Here is a 22,503-nt window from a genome sequence, read left to right on the forward strand (position 1 = left end):
ATGGCGCTACACAAGGAAGTCCACTTCGAGTCAGAAATCTGCGCCCACCTCGCGGCCCACGGTTGGCTCTACGCCGAGGGCGATGCCGAGCACCACGACCGCGCCAGCGGCCTCTTCCTGCCCGACCTGCTGGCCTGGGTGGAGGCCACCCAAGCCGAGACCTGGCAGCGCCTCACCAAGACCCACGGCCCGGCACTGGCCGAGCGCCTGGCCGAGCGGGTGCGCAAGAACCTCAACGAGCGCGGCACCCTCGATGTGCTGCGCCGTGGCGTGGAGATGATTGGGCTCAAAGAGCCCTTGATCCTGGCGCAGTTCAAGCCCTCGCTCGCCATCAACCCGGCTACCCTGGAGCGTTACGCGGCCAATCGGCTGCGGGTGGTGCGGCAGGTTCGGCACTCGCCCAACAACACCAAAGATGCGCTCGACCTGGTGCTGTACCTGAACGGCCTCCCAGTGGCCACTGCCGAACTGAAGTCCGACTTCACCCAAAGCGTTCAGGACGCCGTGGACCAATACCGCTTCGACAGGCTACCCCAGCCCAAAGGCGGGGTGCTGGAGCCGGTTCTGGGCTTTCCTGGGGGCGCCCTGGTGCACTTCGCGGTGAGTCAGAGCGAGGTAATGATGACCACCAAGCTCGCGGGCCCGGCCACGTACTTCCTGCCTTTCAACAAGGGCAACGAAGGCGCAGCGGGCAATGCGCCCAACCCCGAGGGCTTTGCCACGTCCTACCTGTGGGAAGAGGTCTGGGCCCGTGATAGCTGGCTCGACGTCCTGCATCGCTACCTCATCGGAAAACGCGACGACAAGAAGCAGCCGAAGAACGTCATCTTCCCTCGTTACCACCAACTCGACGCCACTCGGCGGCTGGTGGCCGATGTGCTGGCGAATGGTGCCGGTCAGCGCTACCTGATTCAGCACTCGGCGGGCTCGGGCAAGACCAATTCGATTGCCTGGACAGCGCACTTCCTGGCCGACCTGCACAACGCCGAGCATCAAAAGATGTTCGACAGCGTCCTGGTGGTGAGCGACCGCAATGTGCTGGACGCTCAGCTCAAGGAGGCCATCTTCGACTTCGAGCGCACCCACGGCGTGGTGGAGAGCATCACCAACGAGCACGGCAGCAAAAGCGCCCAGCTCAGCCAGGCGCTCAAAGATGGCAAGAAAATCATCATCTGCACCATCCAGACCTTCCCCTTCGCCCTTCAGGCGGTGCAAGACCTGGCGGCCACCGAGGGCAAGCGCTTCGCGGTGATTGCCGACGAGGCCCACAGCTCGCAAAGCGGTGAGGCGGCGGCCAAGCTCAAGCAGCTTCTATCGGCCGAAGAATGGGAGGCGCTGCAAGATGGTGGCGAAGTCGATACCGAGGCCTTGCTGGCCGCGCAGATGGCCGCGCGCAGCGCCGACAGCGCCGGGGCCAAGAGCCTGACCTACATCGCCTTCACGGCCACCCCGAAGCAGAAGACCCTGGAGCTGTTCGGCCGCCCCGGCCCGGACGGCTTCCCCCTGCCCTTCCACGTCTACTCGATGCGTCAGGCGATTGAAGAGGGCTTCATCCTGGACGTGCTGAAGAACTACACCAGCTACAAGCTCGCCTTCAAGCTCGCCCATGACGGGCAGGAATACGACGAGACCCAGGTCGAGCGCAGCGCGGCCATGAAGGGCATCATGAGCTGGGTGCGCCTGCACCCCTACAACATCGCGCAAAAGGTACAGGTGGTGGTCGAGCACTTCCGCGAGAACGTGCAACCCCTTCTCGCGGGCAAGGCGAAGGCGATGGTGGTGGTGGGCAGCCGCAAGGAGGCGGTGCGCTGGCAAAAGGCCATCCGGGCCTACATCGAGCGCCAGGGCTACCCCTTGGGCGTGATGGTGGCCTTCTCGGGCGAGGTAGACGACCCCGAGAGCTACCCGGCCCCGGTCACCGAATCCAGCAAGGACCTGAACCCGGGCCTGAAGGGGCGCGACATCCGCGATGCCTTTGCCGAGCCCGATTACCACCTGCTCCTGGTGGCGAACAAGTTCCAGACCGGGTTTGACCAACCTCTGCTTTGCGGGATGTACGTGGACAAGATGCTCGGCGGCATCCAGGCCGTGCAAACCTTGTCGCGCCTGAACCGCGCCCACCCGGGCAAGGACACAACCTACATCCTCGACTTCGTCAACGAGCCCGCCGACATCCTCAAGGCCTTCAAGACCTATTACGAGACGGCCGAGTTGGAGGCCAGCACCGACCCGCACCTGGTCTATGACCTGCGGGCCAAGCTCGACGCCAGCGGCCACTACGACGACTTTGAGGTGGAGCGCGTCGCCAAGGTGGACGTGGACCCCAACGGCACGCAAAAGCAGCTCGACGCCGCGATTGCCCCGGTGGCCGACCGCCTTCTGAAGCGCTACAAGGCCGCCAAGGCCGATAAAACCTGGGCTGATGAACAAGGGGACGAGAAAGCGAGCCAGGCCGCCAAGGACGCGCTCGACGTCCTGGTGCTTTTCAAGAACGACATGGGCAGCTTCGTGCGCCTCTACTCATTCCTCTCGCAAATCTTCGACTACGGCAACACCGACATCGAGAAGCGCTTCCTGTTCTTCAAGCGCCTGATCCCCCTGCTGGAGTTCGGCCGGGAGCGCGACACGGTGGACCTCTCGAAGGTGGTGTTGACCCACCACACCCTGAAGAACCATGGCAAGCAGTCCCTGAACCTGAACGCCGACGGCACCTACAAGCTGCCCCCGATGGATGCGGTGGGAACGGGCTCGGTGCAGGAGAAGCAGCAGGCCTACCTCAACGAAATCATCCAGAAGGTGAACGGGTTGTTTGAGGGTGAGCTCAGCGACGATGACCAGCTCATCTACGTGAACGGCGTTCTGAAGGGCAAGCTCCTCGAAAACGAGTTGCTGGTCCAACAGGCCGGCAGCAACTCGAAGGAGCAGTTCGCCAACTCGCCGGACCTGAAGGCGGCCGTGCTGAACGCGATCATGGATGCTCTGGACGCGCACACGACGATGAGTACCCAGGCTTTGGGTTCGGAGAAGATTAGGGATGGTCTGACCGATACCTTGCTCGGGCCGGCGATGCTTTATGAGGCACTCAGAGCGAGGGCTCAGGGCAGGGACTCCACGTCGCCTTAAAAGACCTTTTCAGCCTTGGCCGTCCATTCCTCAATCAAGCCTGTAGCTAGGCTGGAAACCTCCAGCAACTCCGCGGTCAACGCAGCAAAGGTCGACCACCGCATGTACCGGGGTTTGCCCAGGCTCATGTCAAACACCCCCACCGGCCAACCCAGGCGACGGCGGATGTCCGCCTCACGCCTGAACAGGCGAGTGCGCCGGTTTTCGCGCTGGGTGGCCGCTACCACCCCGTGGCATTGCCGGCACCCGAACCGGCCATGGTGAAGGTAGATCACACCGCACCGCCGGTCGCAGATCGGGCACAAAACCCAGCGCATGGCCCCTCCAAAATGCCGCGGCTGGTGTACCAGGCCGACGGGCTGGACCAGGCGCCCAGCAGAAAGCACCACCAGGTCAGGCGATTCCAGCCGGGCTGTGATGGCTTGGCGGCCATCGCTGACCCCGTACAGCGCCTTGTTGGTCAGGCGCCAGGAGGGGATCTGCTCATTGGTTGGCCGGGCTGCCCTGAGGCCGTGACGGCCTGAAAGTATTGAACCCATTGTGTCGAGAAGAGTAGGGTTGTTAGAGCTGAAAAGTTGGATTTGTTGTATGCGCGTACGAGTGAAAAAATTAAAGAGAGAGCTTTTCAAATTTTTCTTCTCATACGCGCATACAACTTTTCCAACTATTGCCAGGGCACTTTCGATCTCCGGGATTCAGCGACCGCCTGGATTGCCTCGGACATCTTTTTTCTCCTGTCTGCAATCCGCACCCCCTCTGCTTGGAACTTGCGATGGACTTCGGGGTTAACCAGGTACAACCCAGCAGATCGCCGACCTGGCTTCCCAACCTTGCGGCTTGGCGTGATGTCTTGTACCCAACCGAACTCGATCAAGAGGTCAATTGCCCAGCTTGTGCTTTGATCGTTAGCGCTCCGCCAACCTGTAGCGTCCCGCGTCAGATCACCTCGACTAACCGCTTCCCACCCCTTGGTCAAAATTGCTTCGCACGCAGCTTTGACCAGCCCGGAGCCGACCCCCCCTTGCTGGTCAATGTCCTTGTAAGTCTCTTGGCTGTGCCGAAAGAGGCACATCAAAATGGCCTTGGCGTTGTTCATCGTCGCCTCGGAGACGGCCTCGCGAAACTGGCCAGTGGCGGCACACTCCAACCAATGCAGCGTTGATGCGACCCTAGCTAGGAACCCTGGGAACTTGTTGTAATGCTCAGCCAAACGGACATCGGCCACACCTTGGGCGACTGTTTGCATGTGGTTGTGGAATGCCTCCGCCACGGCACGTGCCCCGGGTGTTGCATCAAGATTCCGGGGCTCGCCGCTCCGGGCCATGCGGGCAAGGGTCAAAAACACAGAGCGACACTGATCCTCGACTTGGGGTGACCGCTTGTGCGAGTAGTCAACTGGGCGCTGCTGCGCCATCAAGAGGGGGAGAAAGCGCTGAAAGAGGCCGTCCGATGTGCCCGTCCTTTGTAGCATTTGTGCCAACTTCTCGGGCTGAACGGCGGTCAAAACGCCGACGCTAAAGTTATCCAAGACCATCGGCATCGGGTCAGATTTGCGGTTGACAGTCTGCCTCCCCCCGTCAAAAGACTTGAGGTAGATCGGTCGGTCTTTGCCCGCTGTGCCACTGTAGGCATCCATTCGCCCGCAGAACTCCGAAAACTCGTCCAAGTGGATCACCACACCACCAGGGTTGTCCACCAGGAGCTTGGCCAAACCCTCCGTGGTGGTATCACCAGCAATCAATTGACGCCACGGGGGGGGTGAGGTCACTTTGCGATCCTTCGGGGGCAGCGTCAAATAGTCCGATTCGTGTCGTTCCTTCGATTCATTGACCATTTCCCTGTCGATCTCGGCGAGGAATTTCATGGCCGCCTTGATCACGGGGGACTTTCCGTCACCGGCCTTGCCGAGGACTATCCCCCAAAGAAAGGACGGCACAGAGAGCGGCCCAACATTGAACCTGTTCCGATGGTCAATTAATCCGGAAGCTGCGACCAACAATGAAAAGCCCACGGCCCCCTCGTCGAACCCTGAGCCTGCGCTGAAGTCGCGGCAATACTCGGCAAGCGGCCTTGGCAGGTGGTCCAGTGGGAAGCGCGGTGCGGGTTGATCTACAAAAGGATCAATGGGTTGAGGCCAGGGTAATAGTTCGAGCTTTTCTTCAAGGCTTGCCGGTGCTGGCGCAGCACACCCCGCGTCAAAAACCGCCTGCAAACCGGCAATGCAATCGCCGTCATTCGGCCCTGCTGCCCCTGTACGCTGGCCACCCGCCCCCTGCTGCAGGATCGCCCTGAAGTCAGCGATAGAGGCTGCGCCCCCCGGCTTCAAATCGGACCCGATAGGAACACCGTTGACGGTCATCGTGATGGGTTCGGGCTCCATGCTCGGCAGGCACAAGCGCAGCGACTCGGTGGCCTTGGCGAACGTGGTCCCGTTGGCGTCCATCACCAGGTCAATGGGGGTCATGCCATAGTTGCCACCGAAGTCCATGATGCCGTGGGGGTGGATGCCGACGTTGGGGTTCTCGCAGGCCCGCCAGGTGGCGATGGCCCGGAACCCGTCTGCGTGCGCCCTTGCCGTGGGCACCAGCTTGGTGACCCAGGCCCCAAGGTTGGCCAGGGCGTGCTGGTTCAGGTCGTGGAAATACTGGGCGTGGATCGAGCGCTCGCCCGGAATCACGTCCGGGCTGTCCTTGGGCGCTCGCGCAGGCTTCTGGTAATGTCGGTCTTCCTCGGTCTGGTACGGGGCAAGCACGCGCTCGACCTGGGCCATGAAGTCGTCGGGCAGCTGGGGCAGCTCATCAATGGGCCATAGGTTGTCCAGCGTTTCCTCCGTCAGCCACACGTAGTTGCAGCCGCTGGGGTGGGCCGTAGGCGGCACCACGGTTTGCCGACCGTCGGACAGGATGTCCAGCACCCGGTTGCCGCCCACGTCGAAGGACTTGGAGGGCTCGCCGTTGTAGCGGTAGAACTTGGTCCAGCCCTTGGCGCCCTTCTTGGCCACCGGGGTGTAGGGGATGATGGCGTCAAGGGCATCATTGCCCCCGGCCGGAAGGTCGTAGTCCTTGTCCAGGGCAACGATGCGCGACAGCTTGCCGCACACAACGCCGATACCGGCCCCTGGCCAGCGCTCCCAGTGCTCCAGCTCGATGCTGGTGGGCAACCGTTCGGCGAAGCGTGTCCATTTGGACATTCCTCGCCAACCATCAACCTCTGACCATTCGCCGGGTTTCTTGCTGCCCGGGGCGATTGGAACGATGCTAATTTTTCGCTCAAGGTACTTCCAGGCGAACTCAGAAAAGACCGAATTGGCGGGGTAGGAAGCTTGCCCACTCACGCCACTTGCGAGAAAATCTTGGTGTTCCTGCTGTTTTTCCTGAGAGGCCTCGCTGGTTGCCGCCAGCGGGGCTTCATTCATTTGGGCGTTCATTTGGGCGCCCCCTTTCTGGCGGCCGCGCGCTGCTCAATCCACTGTTCGACCTCAACGCGGATCCATCGCTTGGACCTACCGACGATGATGGGCACCGGGAAGCCTACCTGGCGAGACAACTCATGCACGGCAGTCCGTCGCAGTCGTAACAGCTCCTGTAGGTCAGAAAACGTGATCAGGACAGGCCGATAGGACTGTCGTCGGGGCTCGGGGTCGGGATCAGGCTGGGGATCGTCAGAAGAGGCCGCTACGGGCGCTTCTGGGGCTGCCGACGCGCCACTACCACCTGACTCGGGTAGGTCGTTGGTGATGGTCGGTATCGTGGCCTCGGGGGCTTTGCGGGAGTCGCCGCCGCGAGCTCGGTGGAGGGCATCTGCGAAGTCACGCAGGCTGCCCGTGACGGACATGGAGAAAGGGCGAATGGTCATTGCAGGAACCTGATCGGAGTCGAATAGAAGCGGCCAATATCGGGGGTAAATGGCAATTCGACGTCACGCAGCCAAGAAGGCGCGCAATTCGCCCACGTGCCAGCGCGTTGCGCGAAGGGAAATTTTCCGGGGGGCGGGCAAGGCGCCGCGCTGGACCATGCGCCAGACAGTCGCTTTGGAAACGCCAGTGACGGTGGTCACGACGTCGAGTGCGACAAACGCACTGTCGGGGAGGTCGTCGAAGTTGACGGCGGATGAGGGAATAGCGGCCATGTGGATCTCTATTGAGGTGACGGACACACCGGGGTGATGTGTCTTGCGTGTTCAATAGTGTTCCTGAGGCACTATGCGCCGTCGAGGCCAACAGGTCTGGGGCTTTTGACCTTGACTTATTCCTGGTCGCTACGCATTGCTTCCTGATATTCCCGAACCCTGCGCCTCACCGTTGCCTCCGACAGCTCAAGCTTAGACAGATCAGGCTTAGCCGGATCACGCTTGTACGACTCGGCCAAGCTAGCGTATGCACCCTCAACGGTTAGCCCACGTCTTCTCAGAGCGTCAAATTCCTGCCCAATCTTGTAGTAGTCACCCTTGGGGCGCGCATTAAGCACTGTGAGGTGTAGCTCTCTTGCCAACTCCTTGGCCCTGGCTGCGGGTGGCTTCGCCATCGCAGCCTCAATGGCGCCGGCCAAATGTCCAGCCAGAGGGGTTGGCAAGGGCTTTCCCTCACGGATGTACCGAGCCGCTAACTGCAGGGCCTTGGCTGCTGCATCAGCGTCACCTGGCGCGCATGAGACGTACTCAGCAGCATCTGCGTCAAAGTTGATCCAAACCATCAGCTCACCCGTTCGCACGCAGTTGGATCACGTCAGCCCCCTGGCGCAGCTTGTCCAGGTAGTCCGCCCACCGCTGCATCATTTCGCGCCGGGCTGGCAGGTGAGCCGTACGGTTGTAGGCGCGGCCATTGGGGTCTTTGACGGCATGAGCAAGCTGGTGCTCGATCAAGTCCACGCGCTCGCCCAGCACCTCATCCATGATCGTTCGGGCCGTTGCACGGAAGCCATGGGCGGTCTGTACCTCGTTGCTGTACCCCATGCCCCGCAAGGCTGCATTGACGGTGTTTTCGGACATGCAGCGTTCGCCAGTGCGCATGCTGGGAAAAACATACCGGCCGTGCCCGGTGATTGGTTGCAGCTCCTGCAGAATCGCTACTGCCTGGCGACTCAGGGGAACGAGGTGATCGTTCTTCATCTTCATCTTGGCACCAGGGATGCGCCATTCGGCGGCCTCCAGATCAAACTCAGTCCACTCCGCTGAGCGCAGCTCGCCCGGCCGGACAAACACCAGCGGCGTCAGCTTGAGTGCAGCACTGGCGACGGGGTAGCCCGTGTACGCATGAATAGCCCGCAGCAGGGGCCCCAGCTGCGAGGGATCCGTGACAGCAGCGTAATGCGTCTTTTCAGCACGCTGCAGGGCTCCACGCAGATCCGTGGTCACATCGCGCTCAGCAGAGCCCTCGGCGACGGCAAAGCGGAACACCTGACCGCAGATCTGGTTCACCCGGTGCGCAGTGTCAAACGCCTTACGGGCCTCGATCTTGCGCACCACGGCCAAAACATCACGCGGGCCAATTGAGGTGATGGGGCTAGCACCGATGGAGGGAAAAACATCCTTCACCAGCCAGGTTTGGACTTTTCCCTGGGTGGACTCAGCACGACTGGCTGCCGTCGCCGTCAACCACAAGCGCGCGATTGCCTCGAAGGTGTTGGAGGCAGTTGCAGCGCGGTGTAACTTTTCCTCCCGCTTGGCCTGGCCGGGGTCGAGCCCATCAGCCAACAGCTTCTTGGCATCTTCGCGCCTTTGGCGAGCCTTGGCCAGAGACACCTCAGGGTAGACACCCAAGGCCAACGTCTTGCGCTTGCCGTGGATCGCATAGTCCATCCGCCAATACTTGCCTGCCGCCTTGACGAGAAGGAACATGCCAGCGCCGTCGGCGTACTTGTCCCCCGCTGGCTTGCCTGAGGGTTTGACTTGCTTGATGAAAGTATCGGTGAGGGGCATGGAGGGGGCTTCTTACGGTATCTGGACCTACGGCATCTACCAAGTACCGTTCGAAGTACCGTAAAAATACCGAGATGAGATGCTACCCCTTGAGCCTACCTGCGACAAGAAAAAACCCGCAGAGCCAGAAGCCATGCGGGTTTTGAGGGGTTTGGCGACCGCCTGAGGCGATCAAATGGTGCCCGGAACCGGAATCGAACCGGTACGACTTGCGTCGAGGGATTTTAAGCATGCTCTGTCTGCCGGTTTCCCCGCAGCATGGACTATCTCTTTGCCCTCAGCTTGACCTGGTGGGGCAGTGGGCGCTCTTGCTGGTCATTAAGAGGGCTTGACCTCTCCAGTAGTCTCTGCACCTTCCAGAACTGCAGTTCTGGCTTGGCTCACGATCGGCATGGCTTGCGCTTTAGCCTCTCCTGAATTCACCCACAGCTTGCTTCGCCGTTACTGGCGAAGGGGGACTCGTTGTCTGACGATCCCTTGTGTCTACCAATTTCACCATCCGGGCACGGCGCGCAGTCTAGCACGAGCCGACCGGGTCACCGCCTTGGCGGCCCGGCGCGCAATCCCTCGGCTTGGGTCGGGCTCCTCAGGAGCCTGTCAGCGTTCACGGAGTGACCCCAGTGACAGGCGAAAAAAAAGGAAGCCGAAGCTTCCTTTTTTTGTTTGGAGCGGGAAAAGAGGCTCGAACTCTCGACCTCAACCTTGGCAAGGTTGCGCTCTACCAACTGAGCTATTCCCGCGTGACCGTTTTTGCAGACCCTTTTTCAAGCGCCTACCGGATGCGGCCATTGCTGACCTCACCCTGCCCTCTGCGAGCCAAACCGCAGCGGCTTTATTTGGAGCGGGAAAAGAGGCTCGAACTCTCGACCTCAACCTTGGCAAGGTTGCGCTCTACCAACTGAGCTATTCCCGCGTAACCGTTTTCGCAGGCCCTCTTTCAAGTGCCTGCCGGATGCCGCCATTGCTGACTTCACCCTACCCTCTGCGAGCCAAACCGCAGCGGCTTTGTTTGGAGCGGGAAAAGAGGCTCGAACTCTCGACCTCAACCTTGGCAAGGTTGCGCTCTACCAACTGAGCTATTCCCGCGTAACCGTTTTCGCAAGCTCTCTTTCGAGGGCCTGCCGGATGCGGCCATTGCTGACCTCACCCTGCCTTCTGCGAGCCAAACCGCAGCGGCTTTGTCTGGAGCGGGAAAAGAGGCTCGAACTCTCGACCTCAACCTTGGCAAGGTTGCGCTCTACCAACTGAGCTATTCCCGCAGGGCTTCTTTCGAAGCATTTTCGCTGTGCAGTTGGGGCATACACCGCAGCTTGTTCAGCGAAGCCTCAGATTATACATATTTTTTCCTACATGCCAAAATTTTTTAAAAATTCATCGAACCGTGGCCCTGCCCCACAGGCGGAGGCGCCGGGCACCAAGGGCCGAACTGCGCCATGGCGTGAGGCGCTTGTTCGAGGGCAAGCGCAGCACCGGACAAGGGCAAACCACCTGCCTTGCCCATGAGGGCTGACGTATGCTCGGTCCAAACAAGGCCACTGGCTGCCCTGCTCAGGCCGCCCATCGTTACCAGGAGACACTGCCCATGAACCGATCCAACACCTATTTGCCCCTCACACGCCGCGCCCTGGCGGGTTGGCTGGGCGCCAGCGCGCTGGGCTTGCAGGCGCAGGAGCGCTTCCCCAGCAAACCCATCACTGTGGTCGTCCCCCAGGCTGCCGGCGGCGCCAACGATGCGATCGCCCGGGTGGTGGCACAAAAGCTCAGCGAGCAACTGGGCCAGACCGTGTTGGTGGACAATCGCCCTGGAGCTGGCGGCAATGTGGGCACAGCCGCCACCGCGCGGGCCAAACCCGACGGCTACACCTTGCTGCTGACAGCCGACAGTGCCCAGGTGATCAACCCCTGGCTTTACAAAAACACGGGCTTTGACCCCGTCAAGGACTTCGAGCCCATCGCCCCCGTGGCCACCGCCGGCTACGTGCTGGTGGCCAACCCCAGCTTCCCGGCGCGCAATCTGGCCGAACTGATCGCCCTGGCCAAGGCCAGCCCCGGCAAGTACGCGATTGCCTCAGCGGGCAATGGCACGCTCAACCACCTGATTGGTGAAATGCTGCAAAAGGCGGCAGGCATCGACCTGCAGCACATCCCTTACAAGGGCTCCGCTGCGGCCGCTACCGACGTGGTGGGCGGGCAGGTGCCACTGTCGGTCCAGAGCTTGCCGTCCTCCATTGCGTTCATCAAAACCGGCAAGCTCAAGGTGATCGGCGTGGTCAACCCCAAACGCATCGCTGCCCTGCCCGACAGCCCCACCATGGGCGAAACCCTGAAGGGCTTTGGCCAGACCCCTTGGTATGGGCTGTTCGCGCCTGCGGGCACACCGGCCGCCATCGTCAACCAGCTGCAGCAAGAGGTGAGCAAGGCCCTGGAGCAAAAAGAAGTCATTGAGCGCCTGGCCGCAGTGGGCTGCGAGCCCTTCAAAGGCAGCGCCACTCAACTGGCCGAGCTGGTGCGCGATGACCTGCAACGCTGGCAGAAGGTGGTCAAGGACACGGGCGCCACCCTGGACTGAACGCCCTCCCGCGCGGCGCCCGCTCACCCGATCGCCCGCCCCCACATCCCCGGCGGATAAAGCACGGTTCGCCGCCCGGATCGTCACGCTCGGGAGACAATGGCGGCCTTCGGCGGGCACGGGCCCGCTGTGCCCAGCTGCGGCAGCCCACCTCTGCGGTGGACGGCTCCAGCCCCAGAGATTGAGAAAGCCCATGAAAGTCGCCACCTGGAACGTCAACTCCCTGTCCGTTCGCCTGCCCCAAGTGCTGGACTGGCTGGCCGCCAACCCCGTTGATGCGCTGTGCCTGCAAGAGCTCAAGCTCAGCGACGACAAGTTCCCGGTCGCAGCACTGCAAGAGGCCGGCTACCACAGCGCCTTCTTTGGCCAAAAGACGTACAACGGCGTCGCCATCCTGAGCCGCAGCCCGCTGAGCGAGACGGTACGCAACATCCCGGGCTTTGAGGACGAACAGGCCCGCATCATCGCTGGCACCTTGCAGGGCGAAGATGGCCCGGTGCGCATCGTCAATGGCTACTTCGTCAACGGTCAAGCCCCCGACTCGGACAAGTTCGTCTACAAGATGCGCTGGCTGCAGGCGCTGCGCGACTGGCTGCACAGCCAGCTCGAAGCGCACCCGCGTCTGGTGCTGCTGGGCGACTTCAACATCACGGCCGATGACCGCGACACCTGGGACCCCGAAGGCCTGCGCGAAACCATCCACCACACCACGGCCGAGCGCGATGAGCTCAAGGCCCTGCTGGCCCTGGGCCTGCACGACGCCTTCCGCCTGTTCGAGCAGGCAGAGAAAAGCTACTCCTGGTGGGACTACCGCGAGTTCGCCTTCCGGCGCAACCGAGGCCTGCGCATCGACTACGCCCTGGTCAGCGAAGCCCTCAAACCCCAGGTCAGCGCCTGCGTGATCGACCGGGCCCCCCGCAAAAATGAACGCCCCAGCGACCACACCCCCGTGGTGGTGACGTTCTGAGCGTGTCGCCCGCGCGGTCCCATCCATCGCAGAAACGCGCCCCACCCTCCACCCCGCTCACCGAGCGCTCCAAGAGATACACCGCAGCAAACCAGCGCTTGCAGCGGTGTGGATGAGCCTGGCGTGCCGCTTGCGACCGCGCCCAAGCAGGCTTACTCCAGCCCCAGCTCCTGGATCTTGCGTGTGATGGTGTTGCGCCCAATGCCCAGCTTTTGTGCCGCTTCGATGCGGCGGCCTCGGGTGTTGGCCAGGGCGGTCAAGATCAGCTTGGATTCAAAGCGGCGCGTCAACTCGTCCCACACATCGTGGCGGCCGGTGGCCAGCAACTCCAAGGCTTCGGTTTCCAGGCCCAACTCCCAACCCGAGGCCCGCTTGGCCAGGGCGGCGGCCGGCAGGGGCATGGCCTCATCGCCCGCGGCTTCCAGCGCCAGGCCATCAGCCCCCATCACGGGCAGGCCTGACACCGGCGCCAGGGATGCACCAGGCAGCTCCACGCGCACCGGCGTCGGCTCCAGGGCAACAGCCGCCGGGTGATAAGACGCCGAATTGATGGCGCCCCCCACCCCGGAGCCGCCCAAGACCTCGGGCGGCAAATCCTTGGCCTCGATGACTTGGGCCGGTGCCATGACCGTCAACCAGTGGCAGATGTTCTCCAACTGACGCACGTTGCCCGGGAAGTTGAAGCCCCCCAGTTGGGCCAGGGCGGTGTCAGCGATTCGCTTGGGCTCCACGCCCAACTGCTTGGCGCTTTGCTGCAGGAAATGACGCGTCAGCATGGGCACGTCTTCCTTGCGCTCACGCAGCGCTGGCAGGCGCAGGCGGATCACGTTGAGGCGGTGGAACAAGTCCTCGCGGAACACGCCGTCCTTGACGCGCTGCTCCAGGTCCTGATGGGTGGCCGCAATGACGCGCACATTGGCTTTGACGGCGTTGTGCCCCCCCACGCGGTAGAAGTGGCCATCTGACAACACACGCAGCAAACGGGTTTGCAGGTCGAAGGGCATGTCGCCGATTTCGTCCAAAAACAGCGTGCCGCCCTCGGCTTGTTCAAAACGGCCACGGCGCATGGTCTGGGCGCCCGTGAAGGCGCCACGCTCATGGCCAAACAGCTCGGACTCCAGCAGGTCCTTGGGGATGGCGGCGGTGTTGATGGCCACAAAGGGGCCGTTGGCGCGCGGCGAATGCTTGTGCAGGGCGCGCGCCACCAGCTCTTTACCCGAGCCGGATTCGCCGGTGATCATCACCGTCACATTGCTTTGACTCAAGCGGCCGATGGCGCGGAACACGTCCTGCATGGCTGGCGCTTGGCCCAGCATCTCAGGCGTGGCGGCCATGCGTTCTTCGGCCACTTCTTCGCGCTGGCTTTCTTCGACCGCGCGGCGGATCAACTCCACCGCCTTGGGCAGGTCAAAGGGTTTGGGCAGGTATTCGAAGGCGCCGCCCTGGAAGGCCGAGACCGCACTGTCCAGGTCCGAGAAGGCCGTCATGATGATGACGGGCAAGCCGGGGTGGCGCTCCTTGACCTTGCTCAGCAGGTCCAGGCCCGAACCGCCTGGCATGCGGATGTCGCTGACCAGCACCTGCGGGCCCTGGTTGTCCACATCGTCTTCGCCGATGTCGTCCAGCGCCGCCAGCACCTCGCGCGGGTTGGTGAAGCTGCGCGTGGGCAGCTCTTCCCGCAACAGCGCTTTTTCGAGCACGAAGCGGATCGATTGATCGTCATCTACTATCCAGATCGGCTTCATGAGCACTTACCACCTTAGGTCAATTTGTTGTCAATCAAAGTCAGGGCAAGGGAATCAATATCTTGAAATCCGTCCTCCCTGGCACGCTATCGCACTCGATCAAACCGTGGTGTTGCTGCACAAAAGTCTGTGCCAGCGTCAGCCCCAGGCCGGAACCACCATCACGCCCTGAAACAAGGGGGTAGAAGATGCGGTCCTTGATCGAGTCCGGCACGCCGGGCCCGTTGTCGATGACATGCAATTCCAGTGCCAGTCGGTAGCGCTGTTTGCCAAAAGTAACCTGCCGCGCAATGCGCGAGCGGAAGATGATCTGCCCGTCGCCTGCGGCCACTCGATCGGCCAAGGCCTGGGCGGCGTTGTGGGCGATGTTGAGCACCGCCTGGATGAGTTGCTCACGGTCGCCGCGGAACTCGGGGATCGAGGTGTCGTAGTCCCGCACCACGCGCAGACCACGCGGAAACTCGGCCAAGATCAGGGAGCGCACGCGCTCGCACACCTCGTGGATGTTGACGTCCCCGACCACATGCGGGCGCCGGTGCGGTGCCAGCAACCGGTCCACCAGGGTTTGCAGGCGATCGGCCTCGTGGATGATGACCTGGGTGTACTCGATCAGGTCGCGCGACTCGACCTCCATCTGCAGCAACTGGGCTGCGCCGCGGATGCCCCCCAGCGGATTCTTGATCTCGTGGGCCAGGTTGCGGATCAGCTCTTTGTTGGCCTGGGCCTGGTCAATCAGCCGCTCCTCGCGGTCCTGGCGGGCCTGCTGTTCCAAGGGCAACAGCTCGATGATCACCTCGCCGGGTCGATCCGTCTGGGCCACGATCACATGCACCAGCACCGGGTCGTGGTTGAAGCGCTTGAGCCAGGCGTCGTAACGCAGCGCGGCGAATTCATTGCTGCCGGCGCCTTCCAGCGCATTGCGCAGGATCTGCGGCTCGGAAAAGAAGTCGGCAAATTGGGAGCCTTCGATCGTGCGGCGCGAGGTGCCAATGGCATCTTCCAGCGCGGCATTGGCAAACACCACCGTGCCATCAATGCGCACCACAGCGACCAAGGTCGCCAGCAGGTCAAAGGGTTGAAAGGCCGCCAAAACGGGGGTCGGTACCGGGGGGGATTGGCGGCTCATTTGAGGCGCGCCATTTCACGCTTGATACCGGCCACGTCGGCCTCGGCACGGGTCAGCGACTCCTTGAGGGCCGCCACCCGGTCAAGATACTTCTGGTAATTCTTGGCTTCTCCGCCTTGTTTGTCAGGCTCGCCGTTGTTGTATTCCTTTTGCAGTTCAGCCAGGCGGGCCTCGGCTTTGCGCAATTCGGATTCAAGGATGGCCCGAGCATCAGCATCGCGGGCTTTTTGCTCACTGTTGTCGACCTTCGGCGCACCGGGTGGAGCGGTCACGACGCGACCGGGCTCAGCCGGATTGGTCGCCGGACGGGTCCCCGGAACCACCGTCACATTGCCACCTTCGACCAGCTTGCAGTCTTTGGACCGCGCAGCGGAGACCGTGTTGGTGTATTCATTGCCGCAACGGTAAATGCGGTCTTGCGCCAAGGCGGGGCCTGCCAAAAGGACCAGCAGGGGGATCAGTACAGCGTGTTTCATACGTCCAGTTCAACGCCCTTGCGGGCAGCTTGGCAAGTATCCCCCAATCGCTCTGCCCCGAGAAGGCAAAGCCCGATCAGCCAGCAGCCTATGCCTGGGATAGACACCATGAAAAAAGGGCAGCCGAAGCTGCCCTTTTTGCGCCATGCATGGCCCTGTGATTACAGGGAGTAGTACATGTCGTATTCGACGGGGTGAACCGACATGCGGAAGCGGTTGACTTCTTGCATCTTCAGATCGATGTAGGCATCGATCATGGAGTCGGTGAACACGCCACCCTTGGTCAGGAACGCGCGGTCCTTGTCCAGGGCTTCCAGGGCTTGATCCAGGCTGTGGCAGACGGTCGGCACCAGTGCGTCCTCTTCGGGCGGCAGGTGGTACAGGTCCTTGGTGGCCGCTTCGCCGGGGTGGATCTTGTTTTCCACGCCGTCCAGACCAGCCATCAACAGGGCAGCAAAGCCCAGGTACGGGTTCATCAGCGGATCGGGGAAGCGGGCTTCCACGCGACGGCCCTTCGGGTTCGACACGAATGGGATGCGGATCGAAGCGGACCGGTTCTTGGCCGAGTAGGCCAGCTTCACCGGGGCTTCGAAGTGAGGCACCAGGCGCTTGTAGCTGTTGGTACCCGGGTTGGTGATGGCGTTCAGGGCACGGGCGTGCTTGATGATGCCGCCGATGTAGTACAGGGCGAAATCAGACAGGCCAGCGTAGCCGTCACCGGCGAACAGGTTCTTGCCGTCCTTCCAGACCGACTGGTGAACGTGCATGCCGGAGCCGTTGTCACCGTGGTAGGGCTTGGGCATGAAGGTGGCCGTCTTGCCGTAAGCGTTGGCCACGTTGTGGATCACGTACTTTTGCAGGATGGTCCAGTCAGCGCGTTCCACCAGGGTGCTGAAACGGGTGCCGATTTCGTTTTGGCCAGCGCCAGCCACTTCGTGGTGGAACACTTCGACCGGGATGCCCAGGGATTCGAGGATCAGGGACATTTCAGCGCGCATGTCTTGCGTGCTGTCGACCGGGGGCACCGGGAAGTAACCGCCCTTGACGGTCGGACGGTGACCGCGGTTGCCGCCTTCGAGCTTGGAGCCGGTGTTCCACGGGGCTTCGTACTCTTCGATTTCGTAGAAGGTGTTTTGCGGCTCGGTGCTCCAACGGATGCCATCGAAGATGAAGAATTCGGGTTCCGGACCGAAGAAGGCGGTGTCGCCCATGCCCGAAGCCTTCAGGTAGGCTTCAGCGCGCTTGGCGATCGAACGCGGGTCGCGGTCGTAGGACTTGCCGTCAGCCGGTTCCACCACATCGCAGGTCAGGATGAGGGTGGTTTCTTCGAAGAAGGGGTCGATGTTGGCGGTGTTCGGATCCGGCACCAGCAGCATGTCAGAGGCTTCAATGCCTTTCCAACCAGCGATGGAAGAACCGTCAAAAGCGTGCCCCGACGTGAACTTGTCTTCGTCAAAGTGGGACACAGGAACCGTGGTGTGCTGCTGCTTGCCACGGGTATCGGTGAAGCGGAAGTCGATGAACTTGACTTCGTTTTCCTTCACCAACTTCATCACGTCTGCGACGGTCTTTGCCATCAGGATCTCCTGGGTTGAGGCTGGTTAAAAAATCAATGACTCAAAGGGGAATGCAGTTTTTGTGCCAAAGCTTGGTGCACGACACTCGCAGCCCACGGCCGTATTTTGCCTTGCCAGCAGGCCGTTGCCGGCATTTTGCCCCCTCAAGCCCACCTGCCGAGCTCGTTATTTTTACTCAAGCCCCGTGGAATGCATTGTTTTGGTGCAAAACAGAAATGCACCAACTTGGTTCAAAACATCAACGCACCATTTCAGGGCCCAGCTTGACCTCAAAGCGATGCAGGCCAGCCAGCAGGGCGGGGTAGGCTTGCAAAACCATCGTCGGGTCCCCTTTGACGCCCAACTCAATGTGCCGGCCGTACTGGGGGTGGTCCACGCTGGGCAGGCTGAACACCTTGACCCCGGCATGGGCTCGTTCGATGTCTTCCATCAGCGGTGTCAGGGCCGCCTCCATGGCGCCAAAAACGATCACCGACTTCTCGACGTGGGGCACCCGGTTGAACAAATGCGCATAGTGGGTGTCCAGCACCCATTCGATCATCGGCCAGGCCATGACCGGAAAGCCTGGCACAAAGTGCACTGCTCCCCCGCCCGAGCCCTGGCAGGAGAAGCCAGCAATCTTGTTGTAGGGGTTGGGGATGATGGTGGCCGAGGCTGGGAACACCCCCATGTTCAGGCGGTGCACGTTGTCGTCACGTTCGGGCTCGTAGGGAAGGCCTTGCTCGCGCGCCACGTCTTGCATGCGTTCGCGAATCAGATCCGCCGCCTGCGGGTGCAGCTGCAGGGGCTGGCCCAAGGCACGGCCCGCACATTGACGGGTGTGATCGTCTGGCGTGGCGCCAATGCCACCGCATGAAAACACGGCATCGCCCGAAGCAAAGGCCCGGGCCAAGGTGGCTTCCAGGCGTTGCGGCGAATCGCCAACGTAATCCGCCCAGGCCAATTGCAGACCACGCGCGCCCAGCAGTTCGATGACTTTGGGCATGTGCTTGTCAGCACGCTTGCCCGACATGATCTCGTCACCGACGATGATCAAGCCAAAAGGACGCAGCGCCTCAGGGAAGGCGGGGAGGCTCGGCGCCGCTGCCGATGGGGAGGGAGGGAGGTGGGTTGGGCTCATCCTTCCATCCTACCGTGATGGGGTCCAACACCTCGACCGGAGCCGCCGTACCCGACTCGGCCCGAAGCCTATCGAGCGCGGCCAGGCAGTAGTGGGCAAACCACAGCGAGGAAAACGCAAACACCAGGGTGTAAATCCAGATGGCCACCGGCACCAGCACCACGAAAGCCGCGGCAAACAAGGCGCCGGACGCCCAGACCAGGCTGGGCGCTGCGCCCAGGTACCCCGTCATCACGCCCATGCCCAGCAGCGTCAAGCGGTGGCGCCGAAACAGGGTTTGGCGTTCGGCCTTGCTGGCGTGCAAGGCCAAAGCGTCATAGGCCATGACACGGTACGTCAGCCAGCCCCAGATCAGGGGCGGCAAAATCAGAATCAGGGGCGGCACCAGCCACAGGGGCACTGAGGCGATCAGGGCCACCAAGGCCAACAAGACCGACCCCAAGGACCACAGCACGCTGCCCAGGGTGGAACCACCGCGCAGCCGGTCCATGCGGGGAAACCGCCGCTCGCTGACCATGGACACCAAAGCAGGTGCCATCAACACCGCCACCACCACCAGCGACACCACCACCAGCAAAGGGGTGACGACCGCGATGACGATCAGGGGCGCGAACACCGTTTTGAGCGCGCCCATGCCCACACTCTGCAGCCAGCCCAAAAAGGCATTCAACAGCTCCGACGCCTCCAGCATCTGGCGCACGCCATCCACGGCGGGTTCCCAGTAGAAGTAACCCAGTCCCAAGGCCAGACCGACCAGCAGCAGCAAGGGCAGAAAGGACAAGGCGATCACGCGCGGGTGCAGGCAATACACCACCGCGCGCCAGAAGGAGTCGAGCAGCAAAGTCATGGGCGCAGCATAACCGCAGGCCAAGGCAAAGGGTCAAGCCCGGGTCAGTGAGGCAAGCCGCCCTTCGATCGGGGGCTGGCGCTCAGGTGCCTCCGAAGAGGTGTTCAGCCCTGCCCAAACAAGCGCCTCAAGCCCAGCCACTGTTGAGCCCAAAAGCCCCGGCCGTAGTCACGCAGACCATGGGGGCCTGGCTCGACCTGATCCCGCACGCCGGTGGGCAAGTACGCGACTTCGAAATTGGCCGTGCCAAACAGCATGTCCCACCACGGCAAGAGCACACCGAAATTGCAGCCCCCCAACACCGGCGGGCCGCTGCGCCCCGGTACCGCCGGGAACTCATGGCCCACGCCGATGGCGTGGTGCATGCGGTGGAAACGCGGACTGACCCACAGGCGCTCGCCCACGCGGCCAAACCACCAGCGCAGATTGGCGTGTTGGAAGTTCTCGCTGAGCTGGGTGATGGCCACCACGGCAATGAACTGCCCCGGCGCAATGCCAATCAACTGCGCCACCAACACCATGATGCAGTCGCCGATCAGGTCGTCGAGCAGGTGGTTTCGGTTGTCGGACCACATCGTCATCTGACGCTGGGAATGGTGCAGCGAATGCAAAGCCCACCAGCGGTCGGATTGGTGCTGGGCGCGGTGCACCCAGTAGCCCACAAAGTCGAAGGCCACCAGGTACAGCACCAGACTGACCCAGGGCTGATCCGTCACGCCAGGCCACAGCTCGTCCAGGTGCCAGGTGGGCCAACCGGCCACCCGCAAGTGGCCAAACAGCTCATCGAACAAAGGATCAACGGCGAAGAACAAGACCACGCGCACCAGGCCCAGGCGGTGGATCAAGGTGTAGAGAATGTCCACCCGCACGGCACGGCGGTCGGTCAGGGGCTCTGCGGGCCACAGGCGCTGCAGGGGGGCAATCAAGGCCACCATGACGACCAACTGGATCAGGCCAACCAGAAACCAGCCCATGGCGTTGTAGCCATCTTCGAGGAAGTTGCCCCAACCCGCCTGGAACATCAAGGGCTGCAGAATCGCCTCGAACAGCCAGAGCTGGGCGGCCCCAAAAGCATCGATCAACGCATCCATGTCCGACCTCAAAAACCTTTTTGCGCCAGCCAGGCCTGGTAGTCAGGGTGCTCACGCAAGGTGGCGAAACAAAACCCACGGGCCTTGAGCCCCTCGATCAAGGGCTCCAGCACCGCCGGGGCCCAGGGGTCGCGACGCGACCAAATGCCCAGGTGCGCCATCAAGATGTCGCCGGGGCGGATGTTGCGCAAGGCTCTGTCCAGCAGCGCGGCATTGCTGAAACGCTCGCTGGGCAGCTCGTCCCCCAGAAAACCGGCCGGCGCCCAACCCACATGGGCATAGCCGCATTGACGGGCGGCCGCCAGCAAGGCCGGTGAAGTCTTGCCGCCCGGCGCACGGAACAGCGGCAACGGCTTTTGGCCCGTCAGTTGCTGTAGGCGGCGCGAGGCGCGGTCCAGGGTTTCGCAATAGGCGGCGGGTTCAATCACCGACTCGCGGCCGCTGTCAGGGCCAGCCGAGGGCTTGACGCGAAAACGCATCTGCCCATCCGCCCCGGGTACATCAGCGCGCCAGTAAACATGGTCCCAGGTGTGGCTGGCAAAGGCATGGCCCTCGGAAGCGCGTGCGCGCCACCAGGGAGCCCAGTGCTCCCCCAAAGTGCCGTCGCCTTGCTGGGTGGCTTCGTTGGCGGCAAAAAAGGTCACGCGCACCTGCTGGCGCTGCAGCACCTCGGCGATCAGGGGTGCCACGCCCATGTGGCCGGTGTCCAGCGTCAGGTAAACCGGCTTGGCACAGCGGGCCGGTGCCGCGGATGGCATGGGGGTTTGGGCTTGCACCCAGCCGACGGCCGCCCAGCCCCAACACGCAAGCAGAACGGAGCGTCGCAGCCGTGCCACAGGCTCAGCGCGGTGCGTGGTCAAGGGTCCAGACGCCATGGGGGGACTTGCCCACGTTCACCTGCCGCAGCACTTTGCGGGTTTCGGTATCAATGACGGTCATCTTCTTGGCCCAGCGCGAACTCAAGAGGATCAGCTTGCCGTCGGCCGACACGTCCATGCAGTCCGGCCCTGTGGGGCCAGGCAACTGGGCCACTGCGGTCAGGGTTTGCATGTCAATCTTACTGATGCTGTTGGCCACCCGGTTGCTGACGTAGATGTGGCGCTTGTCGCCAGCCCCCCGGAAGGCGTGGGCGCCCTTGCCGGTCGGAATGGTCTTGATCAGCTTGGCCTCTTTGCCGCCACTGACGTCATACACCTCGACGCCCTCACCCCCGGTCATGCCGATGAACAAGGTCTTGTCGTCAGGGCTGCCGTAGACGTCGGCCGGCAAGGAGCCGGTCTTGACGCGCCACTTGACGGTTTGGCTGGCCAGATCGATGGCCACCAGCTCGTCACTGTCTTGCATGGTGGAGTACACCGTGCTGCTGCTGCTGTCCACCCACAAGTGGCTGGGTGTCTTGCCGGTGGAGATGCGCTTGGACAGGGTCACGTCCTTGCCATCCCAGCGGTAGATGTCCACATGGTTCAGGCGGTTGGCGGCGGTGATCAGCCACTTCATGTCGGGCGAGAAGCGCAGCTGGTAGGGGTCCAGAATGCCACGCACGGTGCGCTGCACCTCGGCCGTCTTGGGGTCCAGGAAGGTCAGCGAATCCCCGAGGGCATTGGCCACGATGAGTGACTTCTCATCTGGCGTCAAGTACAGGTGGTGAGGCTCTTTGCCGGTGGGAATGCGCTTGGTTTCGGTCCAGGTGGCTGGATCAATGACGCTGACGCTGGCATCCAGGGAATTCAGCACAAAAATGGGATGAACCAGGCCGTTGTTGGGCAGGCTGGCCGGGGCCGCAGCCGCCGGCTTGGCCGCCGCGCCGGCAGGGGCTGCGGTCTGGGCCTGCAGCGGAGCGCTGAGGGCCAGCAACAAAGAGGCGCCGGCCAGAATGGGGGCGCTGGCGCACACGGCGGAGGAGATACGGCGACGGGCAAACGACTTCACAACAATCCACTTTCTGG

16 protein-coding genes and 4 tRNA genes are annotated in these 22,503 nt (G+C 62.4%); 3 read left to right on the plus strand and 17 right to left on the minus strand.

What is annotated here, in order from left to right; genetic code table 11:
- Positions 1 to 3,123, plus strand: coding sequence for a type I restriction endonuclease subunit R (locus PSQ39_RS11830; RefSeq protein ID WP_273927005.1), 3,123 nt, complete (start codon positions 1 to 3; stop codon positions 3,121 to 3,123).
- Here the strand turns inward: PSQ39_RS11830 and PSQ39_RS11835 are convergent.
- From PSQ39_RS11835 to PSQ39_RS11870, 8 genes are all read right to left on the minus strand, one after another.
- The gene (locus PSQ39_RS11835) at positions 3,120 to 3,752 is read right to left on the minus strand and encodes a hypothetical protein (protein WP_273927007.1); all 633 of its coding nucleotides are present in this window, start codon (positions 3,750 to 3,752) and stop codon (positions 3,120 to 3,122) included. The genes PSQ39_RS11830 and PSQ39_RS11835 overlap by 4 nt on opposite strands.
- A gap of 35 nt (positions 3,753 to 3,787) precedes the next feature.
- Entirely contained in the window at positions 3,788 to 6,538 is a 2,751-nt protein-coding gene (locus PSQ39_RS11840) for a DUF3987 domain-containing protein (protein ID WP_273927008.1), read from the minus strand.
- A gap of 503 nt (positions 6,539 to 7,041) precedes the next feature.
- Complete coding sequence (locus PSQ39_RS11845) at positions 7,042 to 7,251, minus strand: helix-turn-helix transcriptional regulator (protein ID WP_273927009.1); 210 nt, start codon at positions 7,249 to 7,251, stop codon at positions 7,042 to 7,044.
- A gap of 567 nt (positions 7,252 to 7,818) precedes the next feature.
- Positions 7,819 to 9,039 (minus strand): tyrosine-type recombinase/integrase, encoded by a 1,221-nt coding sequence (locus tag PSQ39_RS11850; protein WP_273927010.1) that lies wholly within the window; start codon positions 9,037 to 9,039, stop codon positions 7,819 to 7,821.
- 664 nt (positions 9,040 to 9,703) lie between these two features.
- Positions 9,704 to 9,779, minus strand: a tRNA-Gly gene (locus tag PSQ39_RS11855).
- Between the two features lie 97 nt (positions 9,780 to 9,876).
- Positions 9,877 to 9,952 (minus strand) — tRNA-Gly (locus PSQ39_RS11860).
- Between the two features lie 97 nt (positions 9,953 to 10,049).
- Positions 10,050 to 10,125, minus strand: a tRNA-Gly gene (locus PSQ39_RS11865).
- A 97-nt stretch (positions 10,126 to 10,222) separates the two neighbouring features.
- Positions 10,223 to 10,298 (minus strand) — tRNA-Gly (locus tag PSQ39_RS11870).
- 323 nt (positions 10,299 to 10,621) lie between these two features.
- Between PSQ39_RS11870 and PSQ39_RS11875 the strand changes: the two genes are divergently transcribed.
- Together PSQ39_RS11875 and xth are read left to right on the plus strand one after the other, a co-directional pair.
- Positions 10,622 to 11,608, plus strand: coding sequence for a Bug family tripartite tricarboxylate transporter substrate binding protein (locus tag PSQ39_RS11875; RefSeq protein ID WP_273927012.1), 987 nt, complete (start codon positions 10,622 to 10,624; stop codon positions 11,606 to 11,608).
- A 193-nt stretch (positions 11,609 to 11,801) separates the two neighbouring features.
- On the plus strand, positions 11,802 to 12,575 hold the full coding sequence (gene xth, locus PSQ39_RS11880) for an exodeoxyribonuclease III (protein ID WP_273927013.1): 774 nt from the start codon (positions 11,802 to 11,804) through the stop codon (positions 12,573 to 12,575).
- A gap of 152 nt (positions 12,576 to 12,727) precedes the next feature.
- On the opposite strand, the gene ntrC is transcribed toward xth, so the two are convergent.
- The 9 genes from ntrC to PSQ39_RS11925 all read right to left on the minus strand — a co-directional run bounded on the left by ntrC (position 12,728) and on the right by PSQ39_RS11925 (position 22,486).
- Positions 12,728 to 14,320 (minus strand): nitrogen regulation protein NR(I), encoded by a 1,593-nt coding sequence (gene ntrC, locus PSQ39_RS11885; protein ID WP_273927015.1) that lies wholly within the window; start codon positions 14,318 to 14,320, stop codon positions 12,728 to 12,730.
- Between the two features lie 40 nt (positions 14,321 to 14,360).
- Positions 14,361 to 15,446 carry a nitrogen regulation protein NR(II) gene (glnL, locus tag PSQ39_RS11890; protein ID WP_273927017.1) on the minus strand — a complete coding sequence of 362 codons (1,086 nt, stop codon included), beginning with the start codon at positions 15,444 to 15,446 and terminating at the stop codon, positions 14,361 to 14,363.
- Positions 15,443 to 15,922 (minus strand): hypothetical protein, encoded by a 480-nt coding sequence (locus PSQ39_RS11895; RefSeq protein WP_273927018.1) that lies wholly within the window; start codon positions 15,920 to 15,922, stop codon positions 15,443 to 15,445. The genes glnL and PSQ39_RS11895 overlap by 4 nt, the downstream gene beginning before the upstream one ends.
- Positions 15,923 to 16,083: 161 nt before the next feature.
- Complete coding sequence (gene glnA / locus PSQ39_RS11900) at positions 16,084 to 17,499, minus strand: type I glutamate--ammonia ligase (protein ID WP_273927019.1); 1,416 nt, start codon at positions 17,497 to 17,499, stop codon at positions 16,084 to 16,086.
- A 238-nt stretch (positions 17,500 to 17,737) separates the two neighbouring features.
- Positions 17,738 to 18,619, minus strand: a complete 882-nt coding sequence (locus PSQ39_RS11905) for a competence/damage-inducible protein A (RefSeq protein ID WP_409242025.1) — start codon at positions 18,617 to 18,619, stop codon at positions 17,738 to 17,740.
- Positions 18,555 to 19,466, minus strand: a complete 912-nt coding sequence (locus tag PSQ39_RS11910; RefSeq protein WP_273927020.1) for an EI24 domain-containing protein — start codon at positions 19,464 to 19,466, stop codon at positions 18,555 to 18,557. Before PSQ39_RS11910 ends, PSQ39_RS11905 begins: the two co-directional genes overlap by 65 nt.
- A gap of 104 nt (positions 19,467 to 19,570) precedes the next feature.
- A complete protein-coding gene (locus PSQ39_RS11915; protein ID WP_273927021.1) occupies positions 19,571 to 20,557 on the minus strand; it encodes a sterol desaturase family protein in 987 nt (328 codons plus the stop codon).
- Between the two features lie 8 nt (positions 20,558 to 20,565).
- Positions 20,566 to 21,315, minus strand: a complete 750-nt coding sequence (locus tag PSQ39_RS11920) for a polysaccharide deacetylase family protein (protein ID WP_273927022.1) — start codon at positions 21,313 to 21,315, stop codon at positions 20,566 to 20,568.
- Positions 21,316 to 21,397: 82 nt separating this feature from the next.
- Positions 21,398 to 22,486, minus strand: a complete 1,089-nt coding sequence (locus PSQ39_RS11925) for a YVTN family beta-propeller repeat protein (protein WP_409242026.1) — start codon at positions 22,484 to 22,486, stop codon at positions 21,398 to 21,400.
- Positions 22,487 to 22,503 lie beyond the last annotated feature (17 nt).

The sequence above is a fragment of the Curvibacter microcysteis genome, assembly GCF_028649455.1.
Lineage (GTDB): Bacteria > Pseudomonadota > Gammaproteobacteria > Burkholderiales > Burkholderiaceae_C > Curvibacter > Curvibacter microcysteis.

What these genes read in the sequence shown, in the direction of transcription:
- PSQ39_RS11830 (WP_273927005.1), top strand. Translation starts at nt 1, where the DNA reads ATGGCGCTACACAAGGAAGTCCACTTCGAGTCAGAAATCTGCGCCCAC.
- PSQ39_RS11840 (WP_273927008.1), bottom strand. Translation starts at nt 6,538, where the DNA reads ATGAATGAAGCCCCGCTGGCGGCAACCAGCGAGGCCTCTCAGGAAAAA.
- PSQ39_RS11845 (WP_273927009.1), bottom strand. Translation starts at nt 7,251, where the DNA reads ATGGCCGCTATTCCCTCATCCGCCGTCAACTTCGACGACCTCCCCGAC.
- PSQ39_RS11850 (WP_273927010.1), bottom strand. Translation starts at nt 9,039, where the DNA reads ATGCCCCTCACCGATACTTTCATCAAGCAAGTCAAACCCTCAGGCAAG.
- PSQ39_RS11875 (WP_273927012.1), top strand. Translation starts at nt 10,622, where the DNA reads ATGAACCGATCCAACACCTATTTGCCCCTCACACGCCGCGCCCTGGCG.
- xth (WP_273927013.1), top strand. Translation starts at nt 11,802, where the DNA reads ATGAAAGTCGCCACCTGGAACGTCAACTCCCTGTCCGTTCGCCTGCCC.
- ntrC (WP_273927015.1), bottom strand. Translation starts at nt 14,320, where the DNA reads ATGAAGCCGATCTGGATAGTAGATGACGATCAATCGATCCGCTTCGTG.
- glnL (WP_273927017.1), bottom strand. Translation starts at nt 15,446, where the DNA reads ATGAGCCGCCAATCCCCCCCGGTACCGACCCCCGTTTTGGCGGCCTTT.
- PSQ39_RS11895 (WP_273927018.1), bottom strand. Translation starts at nt 15,922, where the DNA reads ATGAAACACGCTGTACTGATCCCCCTGCTGGTCCTTTTGGCAGGCCCC.
- glnA (WP_273927019.1), bottom strand. Translation starts at nt 17,499, where the DNA reads ATGGCAAAGACCGTCGCAGACGTGATGAAGTTGGTGAAGGAAAACGAA.
- PSQ39_RS11905 (WP_409242025.1), bottom strand. Translation starts at nt 18,619, where the DNA reads ATGAGCCCAACCCACCTCCCTCCCTCCCCATCGGCAGCGGCGCCGAGC.
- PSQ39_RS11910 (WP_273927020.1), bottom strand. Translation starts at nt 19,466, where the DNA reads ATGACTTTGCTGCTCGACTCCTTCTGGCGCGCGGTGGTGTATTGCCTG.
- PSQ39_RS11915 (WP_273927021.1), bottom strand. Translation starts at nt 20,557, where the DNA reads ATGGATGCGTTGATCGATGCTTTTGGGGCCGCCCAGCTCTGGCTGTTC.
- PSQ39_RS11920 (WP_273927022.1), bottom strand. Translation starts at nt 21,315, where the DNA reads ATGCCATCCGCGGCACCGGCCCGCTGTGCCAAGCCGGTTTACCTGACG.